The sequence below is a fragment of the Vagococcus carniphilus genome, from assembly GCF_014397115.1.
GTDB lineage: Bacteria > Bacillota > Bacilli > Lactobacillales > Vagococcaceae > Vagococcus > Vagococcus carniphilus.
This window is the reverse complement of sequence record NZ_CP060720.1, coordinates 2,450,220-2,464,907: the sequence shown is the minus strand read 5'-3', so window position 1 is coordinate 2,464,907 and position 14,688 is coordinate 2,450,220. Positions and strand designations below refer to the sequence as shown.

Genomic DNA, 14,688 nt, shown 5'->3' with positions numbered 1-14,688 from the left:
ACCAGCACCATATGATATATCTTTACTTAGTGAGGCAGTTTGTTTCTTTTGATGTGATTCATTAATGAGACTAGTGAATTAATTGGGAATATCTGTTGTTTGATTTAACTGAATACTCATCCATCTTGCTAAATCTTTTGAGTTAGACAAAAGATAACCAGCAGGTGTGTTTCCTCTAAACTCAGGAGCTTCATAATATAAAGGATGAAAGAAAAAGGAACGATAACCAAGAGAAAGAGACTCTGAATTTTTTATCTCGTTACTTGTGACGTAAGTATTTTTAAGATTAAGAGGCTGAAAAATTTCAGAAGTCATAAACTCTTCGTAATTTTTTCCCGAGACAACTTCAATTAGTAAACCTAAAATATCGTAATTGATTGTTCCATATTCATGAGACTCTCCTGGCAGAAAAGCTAGATCTGCCTGCTTGATATTTTTTACTGTTTTTTCAAGCATATCAGGAGAATTTCCTTCCGGGATAGTAGCTGAGTGTTTGCGATTAGTTAACCCGCTTGTATGATTTAAAAAGTTATTAATAGTTAGTTGGTTCATATCCACTGATTTCCCCCGATAGTTAAAGGCAAGCCAAGGTAAATAATCTTGTATCTTATCTGTTCTTGATAGTAGGCCCTGTTTTTCTAGTTTTAAAATACCTAAAGCAGTGAAAGCTTTACTAACAGAAGCAAGTTCAAAGATAGTCTGTTCATCAGCAGGAATTTTTTTATCAAGATTACTGTATCCAGATGAAAAAAAGCTAGTTTCTTTTTCAGAGACAATAGCAACTGAAATGCCAGGAGTATTAGATTTTTTGCAAGCTTCATCTAATAGGTTTTGGATGGCAACGGATTGATTTTGGTTGATAGCGTATGTAGTAGTTGAAAAAATAAAAAAGAATGGGATAGATATAATGGTTAAAAGAATTTTTTTATTCAACAATAAAACCTCCTACTTATTTCTTGTTATTTGTAGTTTAGCATATTGAATAGTGGGAATATAAAAGAAATCGACACATTTATCTAGAAAAAACGCCCAAATTGGGTTACATTTAAGAAGACTGTTACTGTAAGTAATCGTAAGTTATTTCAAGTAACGAGAATGAAGATAAAAGTGAGGATTTTATTGTGGGAGCAGAATTAAATCAAAAATTATTTAGTGCAGCAGATAATTTAAGAAGTAAAATGGATGCATCTGAATACAAAAATTATTTGTTAGGGTTGATTTTTTATAAATATCTTTCAGATAAATTGTTAGTTGAAGTGGTTGAGCAAGCTGGTGAATCATTAGATGATTACCCAACAGCAAAAGAACAAACCGAAATTTATACTGAACTTTTAGCAGATGAAGATACTAGAGAGGATTTATTGGATACGTTGTCAAGTACATTAAACTATGTCATCTATCCAGATTTTTTATTTAATGTACTAGCTAATCAAGCGAAAGAAAACACGTTTCAGTTAAATCATTTAAGAAAAGCATTTACTAATCTTTCTAATAATTATGATCAATTTATTGGATTATTTGATGATGTGGATTTATCGTCTAGAAAATTGGGTAATGATGAACAACAACAAAATATTACCATTAGTGAAGTACTAAAAAAATTAGATGAAGTTGATGTATTAGGCCATGAGGGTGATGTCATTGGGGACGCGTACGAATTCTTGATTGGTCAATTTGCTTCGGAAGCAGGGAAAAAAGCTGGAGAATTTTATACACCAGCTGAAGTCTCTATCATGATGGCAAGAATTGCTGCAATTGGTCAAGAAGATAAAACGTTATTTAGTGTGTATGATCCGACAATGGGATCGGGTTCGTTAATGTTAAATATTCGTCACTACATCAATCAGCCTGATAATGTGAAATATCATGGACAAGAATTAAATACTACTACTTACAATTTGGCTAAGATGAATTTGATTCTGCATGGGGTAGAAAAAGAAGATATGAACTTGCGAAATGGAGATACGTTGAACAAAGATTGGCCAATGGATGAACCTTATACATTTGACTCAGTTGTAATGAATCCACCATATTCAGCTAAATGGTCAGCAGATAATACCTTTTTAGATGATTCAAGATTTAATCGTTATGGAAAATTAGCGCCGAAATCAAAAGCTGACTTTGCCTTTTTACTCCACGGATTTTATCATTTAAAAGAAACTGGAACAATGGCAATAGTTCTTCCTCATGGTGTGCTATTTAGAGGGGCAGCAGAAGGAACTATTCGAAAAAAATTATTAGAAGATGGAAGTATTGATGCGGTTATCGGTATGCCTGCTAACTTGTTTTATGGGACATCTATTCCAACAACAGTTATTATTTTGAAAAAAAATAAAACAACTCGTGATGTTTTATTTATTGATGCAAGTCAAGAATTTGTAAAAGGTAAAAATCAGAATAAACTATCACCTGAAAATATTGATAAAATAGTAGATACTTATAAAAATCGTGAAACAATGGAAAAATATTCCTTTGTAGCAAGTTTTGATGCTATTAAAGAAAATGATTATAACTTAAATATACCTCGCTATGTTGATACGTTTGAAGAAGAAGAACCAGTAGATATGGCGTTAATTGGTAAAGAAATAAAAGAAATTAGAGCAGAGAAAAAAGCTATCAATCAAGACATTTATCAAATGATTCAATCGTTAACTTATAGTGAAGAAGATGCTGATTGGATTCAAGGGGCATTAGAGGTGTTTAGAGATGAATAATCGTAAAATACCTAGCTTGAGATTTGAAGGATTCAGTGATGATTGGGAACAGCGTAACATTAAAGAAATTTCGAAAGTTTTTATAGGATTAGTAACTTCTATGACAGAGAATTATCGTGAGAAAGGAACTTTACTAATAAGAAATTCTGATATAAAACCTGGTCGATTTGAATTTTCAGCAAATCCAATTCATTTGGATGAGGAGTTTGCTGAAAAGAATGCCACTCGACGATTAGAGTTAGGAGATATTGTTACAGTGCATACTGGAGATATAGGTACTTCAGCAGTTATTGGGAAAAGAGAGGTAGGTTCAATAGGATTTGCTACAATTAATACTCGACCGAATAAAAAAATATTGGACTCTGACTATCTAGGAACATATTTTAATACGAGTATTCATAAGAATTGGGCTGTTAAAATGTCAACAGGTGATGGTAGAAGTAATTACAATTTGTATGACTTTAATAGACTGGAGATACCTATACCTGATCTTAAAGAACAATTTCAAATAGGTTCTTTTTTCAAACAGTTTGATAACGTTATTACTCTCCAAGAGAAGAACTTAGATTTACTAAAAAAACAAAAAAAAGGTTTTTTACAGAAAATGTTTCCGAAAGATGATGAAAAAGTTCCAGAACTTAGATTTGAAAAATTTGATGATGATTGGGAACAGCGTAAGTTGGGAAATATTGGGAAATTCAATCCAAAATCAGAATTACCAGAGAAGTTCGAATACGTTGATTTAGAATCTGTAGTAGGTACTGAATTAGTAAGCCATCGAACTGAAAATAAAGAATCAGCCCCTTCTAGAGCGCAGCGCTTAGCTGAAAAAGGAGATTTATTTTACCAAACTGTTAGACCATATCAGAAAAACAACTATTTATATAATTTACCTTATGATAATTATGTTTTTTCAACAGGATATGCTCAAATAAGGCCTGAAAGTAATGGCTTTTTCCTATTAACATTACTTCAAGAAGAAAAATTTGTTAACCGAGTTTTAGTAAGATCAACTGGAACTAGCTATCCGGCAATAAATTCTAAAGACCTTGAAAAAATATTGATCACTATTCCTACTGAAAAAGAAGAACAAACCAAAATTGGTAATTTTTTCAAACAACTTGATAAGACTATTACTCTTCAAGAGCAACAGTTAGAAAAATTAAAAGAAATGAAAAAGGGGTTTCTGCAAAAGATGTTTGTATAATTTTTTTTTTTCAATCATTTTAATAACAATTATCTAAAAACCTTCTTATAATGAAGTTAAACATTATAAGGAGGTTTTTTTATGTTAAGCAATGAAGATGTGTTGTTTCATGAGTATTTTAGTGAATGGATTGATTTGTACAAAGTTGGTGCAGTTCGTGATGTTACTCTGGCAAAATACCGTATGTCGCTTCAGCATTTAAAGAACATTGCTCCGAATGTCAAGGTTTCAGAAATGGATAGACGAAAGTATCAAAAGATTTTAAACTTATACGCGTTAACACATGAGAAACAAACAACCACAGATTTTCATCATCAATTAAAAGGGGCAATTGTTGACGCTGTTGATGAGAGATTAATACAGGTTGATCCTACTAGAAAAGTAGTGATTAAAGGTAGAGCTCCCTCAAAGAAAAAAATAAAATTTGTTAGTCAGTTTGATTTACAAAAATTGATTAATCATTTGGATTTAACTGACGAAATTAATTTTGATTGGCTTATATTATTGATAGCTAAAACAGGATTACGTTTTTCAGAAGCACTTGCATTGACTCCTTCAGATTTTAATTTTGCCTATCAAACTATATCCATTTCTAAAACGTGGAACTATAAAACAAAGTCAGGTGGATTTCAAGGAACTAAAAATGCATCCTCAAAAAGAATTGTTCAATTGGACTGGAAAACAAATATGCAGTTTGCACAATTACTAGATGATTTTCCAGATGAAAAATTAATTTTTGTAAGAGGAAGAGTTTTTAATTCAACTGTTAATAATCAATTGAAAAGACATTGTGAAAAATGCGGTATACCTGTTATCTCTATTCATGGATTGAGGCACACTCATGCGTCTCTTCTACTTTTTGCTGGTGTTTCAATTGCCAGTGTAGCAAGACGATTAGGTCACGCTAATATGAGTACGACTCAACAAATTTATCTTCACATAATTCAAGAGTTAGAAAATCAAGATAATGATAAAATAATGCGGTATTTATCTAGTATATAAAGCTGTTTCCCTTGAAGAGTAATAGTTTCGTCAAGTTGTTTGAAGAAGTTACCGATTTTAGTTTGTTCTTCAAAATCAGGATAGAATAATTTTACTTCTTTTAAATCTGCGTTATACAAATGAACCACTGAATTACCTTGTGCTTTCTTCATTAATTCTTTTTTTGCTTCGCCATTTGAAATTGTTAAAGCTAGAAAAGTGGATTCTATTTTTTCAGAAGGTTTAATAATATTCAAGTCTCCACCTAAAATGATATCTTCATTATCAACAACAGCGGCTCTAGCTATATCTTCAGAAGTTTCACCTGACGATGGAACTACTACTTCTCTACCCTCACTTAATATGGAATTTTCTTGTGCATCTACGTAAGTGTCTACATCTGTTATTATTGTTTGAAAATTTGTATACAATCTACCGTAAAGAATTATAGGTGATCCTTCTTTAATAAGATCACCTTTTGTATATCCTTTTCCTTTTGAAAATTTAGCTAATTTTCCCAACTTACGCTGTTCCCAATTGACAGACGTGAATCTTATAAGCAGATTATCATCTAATAGTGTTATAATATGTTAAAAATAGTGTTTTACTTAGTGAAAAAAGTAAATTATTAGAAAAAAAAGAAGCAAATTTGAAAAGTCATTACTTTTTTCGTTAAATGACAAGAAAGTGGTAAAAATTGCATACGACAAATTTTTAAATTTGTGCCAAAAATGGCACAAAATTTCTGATTTCATGTCAAAAATGGCGTAAATTTTTAAATTTGTCGTATGTCAAAATAGGTAAAGTGAAAAAGATGAAAAGTTTCAATACTAAAGTTTAAAAGTAAAGGGAGCGTTGGTTGAGGGTATGGATATTCAAAAAAATGAACTAGAAGTTGAAAAAAGATTAATCAAAGTTTTAGGAGAAGGTCATAATCAGTGGACGTATCGTCCAGATTTAAAGAGTGAGGCTGACTTGTGGCGTAATCTTCGTCAAAAAATAAGTCAAAATAATGTGGCAGAGCTTGATGATGTCCCATTAACTGACGATGAATTTGAACGAATTAAAGTGGAGTTATTGAGTAAAACAAGGACTCCGTTTGATGCAGCGAAATGGTTAAAAGGAGAAAATGGAATTGCTCGTATTACGATTGAAAGAGATGCAGATTTAGGAGTCATTTCTCTCGTCTTATTTACACGTGATTATACTGGTGGCATTTCAAGTTATGAAGTGGTTAATCAAATTGCTACTCAAAATATTAACGAAACAGGACACAATCGTCGCTTTGATGTGACACTGTTGATTAATGGACTTCCGATTGTGCAAATTGAATTAAAGCAAGTTTCTGCTAAAGACGGTGTTTTTCAAGCGTTTAATCAAATTAAGAAATATGCAGAAGAAGGAATGTATAGAAATAATATCTTTTCAACTTTACAGCTATTTGTTGTTTCTAATGAAAAAACGACTCGCTATTTTGCTAATGCTCTTCCGACTAACCTACACAAAAAATTTATGTTTAGTTGGCGTACAAAGGATAATAAAAAAGTAGATGATGTTTATGAATTTGTTAAACAGATGTTAAATATTCCTGACGCACATAAATTAATTGCGGACTATACGATTGTGAGTGAAGATCAAGATAATAAAGTTTTGATGGTACTTCATCCATACCAAATACATGCGATTGAAGAACTATATACATCTGCAGCTAAACATCAATCGGGTTATATTTGGCATGCTACAGGAAGTGGTAAAACCCTAACAAGCTTTGTTTCTACTAAATTACTAGCAAGAAAATCAGGGGTTGATCGAACGATTATGTTGATTGACCGAAAAGATTTGGATAATCAAACAACCAGTGAGTTTACTAAATTTGCTTCTGAATATAATACAGGTATTTCTTCTGGTGTTGGAAAGAGTAACAGTTTGATTGTTGGTACAGGAAGTGCTAGAGAGCTTAGCCAAGTGTTGTTGTCTGATACAAACTCTAATACAGTTATTATTACGACACGTCAAAAATTAGATTCAGCTATTCGTTATGCTGAAAAGATTGAAGCTGAAAAGGGAACTAAGCGTTTTGAGAAGTTAAAAGGACAGCATATTGTTTTTGTTGTTGATGAATGCCATCGTGCTGTGAGTTCTGAAGGGATGGAAGAGGTTAAAAAGTATTTCCCTCAATCGACTTGGTTTGGCTTTACAGGAACTCCTATTTTTGAGGTAAACAAAAAACAAGCAAAAGGAAAACTAGCAAGAACAACAGATGATCAATACGGAGATTGTTTACATACTTATACAATCAAAAATGCTTTAGAAGATGAAGCTGTTCTTGGATTTCAAGTTGAACATGATGATACAGTGGATAATGAAACGTTATATAATTCAATTTTTACACAACTTCTATTAGAGAATAAATACCAGAAAAAAAGTCATGATGAGATAAATAAAATAATCGATCAAATGGATGGAATAGAAAAAGAAACATATATGAAGCCGTTTGAATACGAAACAGAAGAGCATATAAAAGAAGTAATCAAAAAGATTTTTAAACCTAATGATGCTTATAACAAGTTTGATTTTAAAAATGGCTTGCCACAGAAATCAGCCATTCTAACAACTAACTCAATTGAGATGGCTAAGAGATACTATTACTTAATTAAGGAAATGACTAGTCAAGAAAATTGGATAGAAAAGGTTTATGGCAAAAATTCTCTGAGAATGGGTAGACTGATTGAAGATAAGGATTTTCCTAGAATTGCGATTACTTATTCAGTACAAGAGAATGAGGAAAATGCGTCAGTCATTCAAAAAGAGATGGCTGAGATTATAGAAACCTATAATGATTTTTATGGAACATCGTGGGATATAAAAGAAATAGAAAGATACAATGGTGATATTAATAACCGTTTAGCAAGGAAAAAAGGTGAATTTAAACAATTTGGACAGCATTTAGATTTAGTAATTGTTGTTGATAGATTGCTAACAGGATTTGACGCTCCAACTATTCAAACGTTATTTGTCGATCGAAATATGAGCTATGCTAATCTAATTCAAGCTTTTTCAAGAACAAATCGTACTTATCCAGATAAGAAAAAAGGGATGATTGTTACTTTCAGATACCCGCATACAATGGAAAAAAATGTTGAAGAGGCGACACTCTTATATTCACATCAACAAGAACAGTCAGGACTGATTTATCCAACTTATCAAGAATCAAAGAAGCGATTTTTAGAAACCTATCAAGAGTTGACTGAGATGCTGGAAAACTTTCCTGAGGGTGTTGATGAACATGATACATTTGATGAGCGAGTAGATTATGTTCAACATTTTCAAACATTAAATAATGCTTTCGAAGCTTTAGTAACTTACAACGAATACAATGAAGAGATTATTGACTATGATCAGCAAGGTGAACCATTGGAAACCGAATTAGGTGTTCAAGTTAATTTTATTGAAGAAGAGTATGGAAATTATGAAACTGTTAAAGGGTCATTAATTGCAGGAATTCCACCTATTTCATCAAAACTATCAATGATTGAGTTTTTTGATCGTAATAATTCAAAAGTTTACAATATTGACTCTGCTTATATCAATCAATTATTAGGTAATTATTCAGCCAACAGCCAAGATATTCGAGAAGAAATTGAAAAAGCTCTAGCTAAAATGAATAAAACAGAACAAGTTAAATCTGTTTATAGAAATATACTAAATAAGATAGATACTGGTGAAGTAAGTGCTGATGGAGATATATTAATTTTGAAGCGAGTCTTTTTTACAACAGAACGAGATCGTATCATTCGTGAATTTGCAGATGAGTGGTGTGTTTCTGAAAGTGAACTCCATACATCTGGTTTACAGTACGAAATAGGAATGTCTGAAGTACCGAATATTAAAAAAATAACTAAAAGTCGAGACTTAGAAAAGTATAGAGAAAAGCATCCTGATGTTAAACCATTTAAATATAATACACTGCTCAAAAAAGCATGGATTGAGTGTTTAGAATCTACTATAATTCCGTTTATCGATGAATTGAAGTAGCAAACAAATTCTAACTACTGTATAATTATTACTATAGAAAGTGTTTTTTATTCAAAAGGATACTAATGAAACTTATTTATCTGTCAACGAGGTCATTTGAAAGCTTACTTATTGAAAAAATACGAAAAGTAGTTATTTATCTTTTGTTCGCCTATAGAAATGGAGGAGAGGACATGAAAAGAGTAGTAATTAATTTCATTATTTTTCTGTTTGCTGCAATTGGAACTTTCTTTATAAAGAATCTTCTAATTGAGGGACATACAATTATGCGTATTGTGGGTCTGGTTGGTTTAGTTATTTCTATTGTCTATCTTGTTTTTGAGAAGAAAATGAATTTACCAACTATTTATGGTCGTAGTCAGTCAGGTGGGTCAAATGCAAATGGTGCTGCTATTCTTGGACTTTCTTGTGGTCTCATTTCGATTGGAGTCGTTCAATTGATTGTTGGAATAGCACTAGGTGCAGTTGTTATTGTATTAGTTAATAGATTTGTTACTGTTGAAACTCAATAGATAAAAAAATGACTAGAAATTATCTAGTCATTTTTTTTGCCTATTGATTTGATCATCATGATTGATTCATCCTGAATGATTCCTGTTTCCAAAAAGTTGAATGAAGTGTACAGTGATTTGGCTGTTAAATTATCTTGATGATGAAAAAGAGCAATATAAGAGGAGTCTCCTAGTGGTAACGTCTCAATCTCTTCAATCATTTTATGGAAAGCAAGTTTTCCCAATCCTTTACCTTGATGTTGTTGGTCAATCATAATATGCCAAATAAAGTAGGCTTTTTGTTGATAAAATTCTTTTCCTTCAAAAGATTCATGATCTAGAATATCGTAAGTATACATCAGAAAACCGACAAGTTGATTGTCGTCATAAATACCTAATGGAATGGCAGAAATTCTTTCAGCGTTTAAGACGTAGGCATCAGCGATACATCGAATATTTGTTGCTTGCTAAATTCTTTTTGGTCTGACGAAACATCAAGAGAAATGATATCATCTAGGTTTTCTTCTGTGACAGGTTGTAGTGAAATCATAAGGTGCTCCTTTTTTCTTATTTAGTTATTATTTTAAGGTATAATTAGCAAAATAGATAGTTTTGTTCTATCAATACTCTAAACAGACGAGGGATTAAATATGACTGAAACAGAAGATAAAAAGAAAGATTCATTTTCTTTTAAAAAAGGATGTAGTCTATTTTTTATACTAATTAATTTATTGATTTTTTTAGGTATCTTGACAATGTGCAGTGTTCCTAAAGAAAAATATAAGCCTTATTTATCTGCTGGAGAAGAATATTATAAAGAGGTGTTGGAGATTTCACCGAAAATTTCTCATAGGAAATATTATGCTGATGAAGGTGGCGGTTTTTCCATCAAAGTTCAATTTAATCCAGAACAAATGCAAGAAAACCTTGTTAAATTATATACAAAAAATCAGACAGAGTACTCATTTAGAGCAACATCTGTTGAATCTCAAACTGTGGGTATTTCAAAGAAGGCAATAAAAACGATTGAACAAGCCAATGGTTATTCTGAGTATAATAAACCAGTCTCAGAAATGTTAAATGAATTATTAGAGATAGATAACCCAGATTCTGAACTGTTTGAAAAATCAAATCATTTTAGAGTCAATCTATATTCAACTGATTTATTATTTTGGAATAAAGTTCTTTTTCATTTTGAAGATTTGAGGAAAAAGACATTTAATGAAAGGTTTGAATGGTTTGCAAAACAAGTGGATGAAAATACTTTTTTCTGTGTGAGAGTAGATGTTTACGGTGAGTCATTTTTATTTGATACTTTAAAAGATGATAATATACCAGTCAAAAATTTCCCCATCGGAACAATTTTTATCATGAAAAGTGAATTTGATAATGAAAGAGTGATTTATGAATCAGATGAAACCTTTCAATTAATAAAAAGTCAGAATGATTATCCTGTTTCCTATTAAAAAAAGCGAAAATCCTAAAAACTAAATGGATTTTCGCTTTTTTATAGAATTACGGTGATTATTTTCCTTTTTTTAGTAAGGCAACTAAGAAAGAGCTACTCAATAAGATTGTTCCTAAAAAGGCAGAAAGAATAGTATTTTTTTCTTCACCTGTTTTTGGCAATGTTTTTTGAGTGCTAGAATTAACTGATGCTAGTTGTTTATTGTTATTTTGAGTACTATTATTATTATCGCTACTGCTTGATTCTTGAGTTGTTGAAGTAGTTGTTTCATCAATTGAGTTTCTAATATTTTGTTTTACTGTATTCAAATCGTCTAAACTAGCAACTGTTTCAAGCTCTTTTAAAAAGTTATCATACTTTTCTTTACTTAATTTCCCCTTATCTAGTAAATCTTTTAAATAATCTTTTGTACGCTGGATTTCAGATTTGAGTTCATCCATCATAACGCCTGGGTCTGTGTAAGGTTCACCAGATGTATCAGTAATCGCTTGTTTAATCGTATTCAATTCATCTAAACTTTCAACTTCTTTTAAATTCTCTAAAAAAGAATCGTATTCTTCCTGAGTTAATTTACCTTTAGTTAATAAGTTTTGTAATCTTTCTTTTGTACGTTGAATTTCAGAATTAAGTTCTTCCGTCATAGTTCCGTTGTTGTACCCTGAATCTGTACGTGCCTCATTTATTAATTGATTTACAACATTCCATTCATCTAAATTAGTAACTGTTTCAAGTTTTTTAGATAGCTGGTCATATTGTTCTTTTGTAATATAGTTTTTAGATAAAAGCTTGTCTAATTTTTTCTTTGTTTCTTTTATTTGATCTTTAACTTCTTCAATGATGTTATCTTCGCCACTTGGATTAGGATTAGGTTCATGAATAAAAGTATTTTCTTTTGATTGCTCTGTTTGATTGTTGTTAATATTTTCTTTTGTTTCTACTGCAACTGATTTTGTTGTGTCAGTACTTGTTTGAGTTGAGTCTGTGGCAAAAACAGTTGTTGCTCCTGTACCTAGTAATAAACCTGCTAAAAATAAGGAATATGATTTTTTCAATACACTCTCTCCTTTAAATGTTTTTCATTTTAATTATATATTAAGTAAATAGAAGAGACAACGATATTTATCTTATATTGAACGATAAAAAAGCCTTTTCCAAGTTTCAATAAATCAAAACTCAGAAAAGGCTAAATATTATTTCACACCATTAAATTGATATTCAAGTACAGCACTACCCATAGCACGTGCAGCTATAAGCAAGCATTCTTCATCAATTTGGAATTTTGGATGATGGTGAGGGAACATTTCCTCGCCTTCTTTTGTTGCACCGATATAGAAGAATGAGCTTGGTTTTACTTTTGCATAATAAGCAAAATCTTCTGAAGGTGTTTGTGGTTCACAGCGGAAGATGTCCGTTACATTTTCAATGTTTGCTTCTTGGAACGCTTTAGCAGTCATCTCAGTTAATGCTGCATCATTCATTAAAACAGGATAATCACTTGAGTAATCTAAGTCATAGGTTAATCCAAATGCTTGGCAAATACCATCTAAAATTTGTTTGAATTGCTCTTCTACAACGGCTAAGTTGCTTTCACACATCACACGAACATCACCAGATAAAGAAACGGAATCTTTAATGATGTTTGGGATACCAGCACCGTCAAATGAACCGATAGTTACTGTAACCGTGTCAGCAGGTTTAATGCGACGACTGACAATCGTTTGAACAGCTGTGATAAAGTGAGCTGCAGCAACAATCGTATCATTTGCTTCATGAGGAGCAGCACCGTGTCCACCTTTTCCTTGAAGTTTTAATTTGAAGGTTGAACGACCAGTTTGAATAGCCCCTTCACGATAACCAATTGTGCCCAATGTCATATTAGTCATCACATGTGCTCCTAGAACATGATCAATGCCATCAAGACAACCAGCTTCAATCATGCCAATAGCTCCACCAGGTGGAATTTCTTCTGCCGGTTGATGTAGAACACGAATCATACCAGGCAACTCGTCTTTTAATTCAATTAATGTATCGGCTAAGACCATCATATAAGCAGTATGACCATCATGCCCGCAAGCATGCATCACACCAGGATTTTGTGAAGCAAATGGGAATGGTGTATCTTCTTGAATTGGCAGAGCATCGAAGTCAGCTCGAATGGCTAAATTAGCTCCAGGTAAGCCACCTTGAATATCAATAGTAATACCATAGCCATCTCCAACATTTGTTTTGATCAGGCAATCTTTTCCTTCATAATAATCAGCGATAAATTTAGCTGTTTTCTCTTCTTTAAATGATAATTCAGGATGTTGATGCATGTAACGTCTTAATTCAATTATTTCCGGTTCTCTTTCTTTTAAGCGTTGTTGTAATTTTTCTTGAAGATCTTTCATTTGAGACATGTTTTATTCCTTCTTTCAATAGTATTTTATTCGTTAATCGGTGTTGCTGAAAATTGACGAGATTTACGATAAGCAGTTAACCAGCTGTACATAGTGACAACTGAAAGAATTGCTAAGACAATCCATGCAGATGAGTAAGAACCTGTCATATCAAAAGTTGCTGCAACAGCTAATGAACCAATAGATAATCCAATTTGAGTAGCGCTGCTGACATAACCGTAAACATCTCCGTATTGTTCTGGTCCATAAATAGCTGATGTAACAAGAGGAGGAATTACTGTACCGATTGCATTTCCTAACCCAAAAACAACAGCCATAGCATATGCAAAAATAATATTTTGTCTAAATAGAATGCAGACAAAAGCAAGAGCAAAGGCAGTACAGCCAAAGAGAATACTTACTTTAATACCAAATTTATCGTTAATCCATCCAAGAAGTAATTTCCCACCAACACCAATTAGTGAATAAAGAGAAATAATAGAAGCTGAAATAGCTGGACCGTGCAATTCTTCCAAAGCAGGAGGGAATTGACCAAGAGCACCACTGTTGATAATACCGTTACAGATCATACCGATAATTAAAATAATGAAAAAGCTTTTTGTAAATGAATCTTTTGTTGAGATAGTTAATTGTTGTTTAACAGCTTTTGTTTGATTAGCATCTACTTCATCTGCTCCATAGGGTTGTAAACCTTTGTCACTTGGTTGTTTTTTGATTAAAAAGAGTGAGACAGGTAAGCAGACTGTTAAAATAATAGCAGCAAAGATAAAGTAAGTTGTACGCCACCCATAATGAGATAACCACATAGTTACTAATGGGCTAAAGATGAATCCACCAACACCGATACCGGCCATGGCAATACTCATTGCTAAACCACGTTTTTTCTGGAACCAATTTGTAATAATAATACTCACGGGAATAATAGCAGCATTCAAATAACTAATTCCAATCACAAATGAAATAGCATAATGTTGATAAACATTTTGAACCAGACCGTAAGAAGCGTAAGCAAGAGCGAAAACAATAATGCTGATACTTTGCATACGGCGAATATTTCCTTTAGCTAATTTTTTGGTAACAAATGGTGCTAAGAAAATACCAATGATTTGTAAAATCGTGTTACTAAAGGTGAAAGCTCCCCGGCTAACCCCCATCTCCGTTGTAAACGGAATCAAAAATTTGTTTGCCATTGACATGACACTTGGTACCATTGTTGTCGTAATAAGCACACAGCCAAGAACGACCCACCAACCATAAAACATTTTTTCTTTTTTCATGACATACCATCCTTAATTAGTTTTGATTATTATGTATTTCACATGTATAATTGTAACCGCATCCATATTGTGGAGAAATACGATAATTTATTTAAAGAAGCAGATATGTTGATTTT

13 protein-coding genes are annotated in these 14,688 nt (G+C 32.1%); 6 read left to right on the top strand and 7 right to left on the bottom strand.

The features are described from left to right. Positions 1-78: 78 nt before the first annotated feature. Complete coding sequence (locus H9L18_RS11975) at positions 79-933, bottom strand: serine hydrolase domain-containing protein (protein WP_185847532.1); 855 nt, start codon at positions 931-933, stop codon at positions 79-81. A gap of 188 nt (positions 934-1,121) precedes the next feature. On the opposite strand from H9L18_RS11975, the gene H9L18_RS11970 reads away from it, so the two are divergent. From H9L18_RS11970 to H9L18_RS11960, 3 genes are all read left to right on the top strand, one after another. Further along, positions 1,122-2,714 carry a type I restriction-modification system subunit M gene (locus H9L18_RS11970; protein WP_126796278.1) on the top strand — a complete coding sequence of 531 codons (1,593 nt, stop codon included), beginning with the start codon at positions 1,122-1,124 and terminating at the stop codon, positions 2,712-2,714. Beyond that, a complete protein-coding gene (locus H9L18_RS11965) occupies positions 2,707-3,921 on the top strand; it encodes a restriction endonuclease subunit S (RefSeq protein ID WP_126796280.1) in 1,215 nt (404 codons plus the stop codon). The genes H9L18_RS11970 and H9L18_RS11965 overlap by 8 nt, the downstream gene beginning before the upstream one ends. 81 nt (positions 3,922-4,002) lie before the next feature. Next, positions 4,003-4,923, top strand: a complete 921-nt coding sequence (locus tag H9L18_RS11960) for a site-specific integrase (RefSeq protein ID WP_126796282.1) — start codon at positions 4,003-4,005, stop codon at positions 4,921-4,923. Here H9L18_RS11960 and H9L18_RS11955 read toward each other — a convergent pair. After that, positions 4,881-5,459 carry a restriction endonuclease subunit S gene (locus tag H9L18_RS11955; protein ID WP_260590298.1) on the bottom strand — a complete coding sequence of 193 codons (579 nt, stop codon included), beginning with the start codon at positions 5,457-5,459 and terminating at the stop codon, positions 4,881-4,883. The genes H9L18_RS11960 and H9L18_RS11955 overlap by 43 nt on opposite strands. 310 nt (positions 5,460-5,769) lie before the next feature. Between H9L18_RS11955 and H9L18_RS11950 the strand changes: the two genes are divergently transcribed. Together H9L18_RS11950 and H9L18_RS11945 are read left to right on the top strand one after the other, a co-directional pair. Next, positions 5,770-8,937 (top strand): type I restriction endonuclease subunit R, encoded by a 3,168-nt coding sequence (locus tag H9L18_RS11950; protein ID WP_126796285.1) that lies wholly within the window; start codon positions 5,770-5,772, stop codon positions 8,935-8,937. A gap of 173 nt (positions 8,938-9,110) precedes the next feature. Continuing rightward, complete coding sequence (locus H9L18_RS11945; protein ID WP_126796287.1) at positions 9,111-9,449, top strand: hypothetical protein; 339 nt, start codon at positions 9,111-9,113, stop codon at positions 9,447-9,449. Between the two features lie 23 nt (positions 9,450-9,472). Here H9L18_RS11945 and H9L18_RS11940 read toward each other — a convergent pair whose 3' ends face one another. Together H9L18_RS11940 and H9L18_RS15525 are read right to left on the bottom strand one after the other, a co-directional pair. Beyond that, on the bottom strand, positions 9,473-9,820 hold the full coding sequence (locus tag H9L18_RS11940) for a GNAT family N-acetyltransferase (RefSeq protein WP_260590299.1): 348 nt from the start codon (positions 9,818-9,820) through the stop codon (positions 9,473-9,475). A gap of 32 nt (positions 9,821-9,852) precedes the next feature. Further along, entirely contained in the window at positions 9,853-9,978 is a 126-nt protein-coding gene (locus H9L18_RS15525; protein WP_281391385.1) for a hypothetical protein, read from the bottom strand. A 100-nt stretch (positions 9,979-10,078) separates the two neighbouring features. On the opposite strand from H9L18_RS15525, the gene H9L18_RS11935 reads away from it, so the two are divergent. Beyond that, entirely contained in the window at positions 10,079-10,894 is an 816-nt protein-coding gene (locus H9L18_RS11935) for a hypothetical protein (RefSeq protein ID WP_126796292.1), read from the top strand. Between the two features lie 58 nt (positions 10,895-10,952). Here H9L18_RS11935 and H9L18_RS11930 read toward each other — a convergent pair whose 3' ends face one another. From H9L18_RS11930 to H9L18_RS11920, 3 genes are all read right to left on the bottom strand, one after another. Then, complete coding sequence (locus H9L18_RS11930; protein WP_126796294.1) at positions 10,953-11,948, bottom strand: LPXTG cell wall anchor domain-containing protein; 996 nt, start codon at positions 11,946-11,948, stop codon at positions 10,953-10,955. Between the two features lie 138 nt (positions 11,949-12,086). After that, positions 12,087-13,286, bottom strand: coding sequence for an amidohydrolase (locus tag H9L18_RS11925; protein ID WP_126796319.1), 1,200 nt, complete (start codon positions 13,284-13,286; stop codon positions 12,087-12,089). A 35-nt stretch (positions 13,287-13,321) separates the two neighbouring features. After that, a complete protein-coding gene (locus H9L18_RS11920; RefSeq protein ID WP_126796296.1) occupies positions 13,322-14,572 on the bottom strand; it encodes an MFS transporter in 1,251 nt (416 codons plus the stop codon). Between the last annotated feature and the right edge of the window lie 116 nt (positions 14,573-14,688).

Coding starts and splice junctions, on each gene's coding strand:
- H9L18_RS11965 (WP_126796280.1), top strand. CDS start 2,707: ATGAATAATCGTAAAATACCTAGCTTGAGATTTGAAGGATTCAGTGAT.
- H9L18_RS11960 (WP_126796282.1), top strand. CDS start 4,003: ATGTTAAGCAATGAAGATGTGTTGTTTCATGAGTATTTTAGTGAATGG.
- H9L18_RS11950 (WP_126796285.1), top strand. CDS start 5,770: ATGGATATTCAAAAAAATGAACTAGAAGTTGAAAAAAGATTAATCAAA.
- H9L18_RS11945 (WP_126796287.1), top strand. CDS start 9,111: ATGAAAAGAGTAGTAATTAATTTCATTATTTTTCTGTTTGCTGCAATT.
- H9L18_RS15525 (WP_281391385.1), bottom strand. CDS start 9,978: ATGATTTCACTACAACCTGTCACAGAAGAAAACCTAGATGATATCATT.
- H9L18_RS11935 (WP_126796292.1), top strand. CDS start 10,079: ATGACTGAAACAGAAGATAAAAAGAAAGATTCATTTTCTTTTAAAAAA.
- H9L18_RS11925 (WP_126796319.1), bottom strand. CDS start 13,286: ATGAAAGATCTTCAAGAAAAATTACAACAACGCTTAAAAGAAAGAGAA.
- H9L18_RS11920 (WP_126796296.1), bottom strand. CDS start 14,572: ATGAAAAAAGAAAAAATGTTTTATGGTTGGTGGGTCGTTCTTGGCTGT.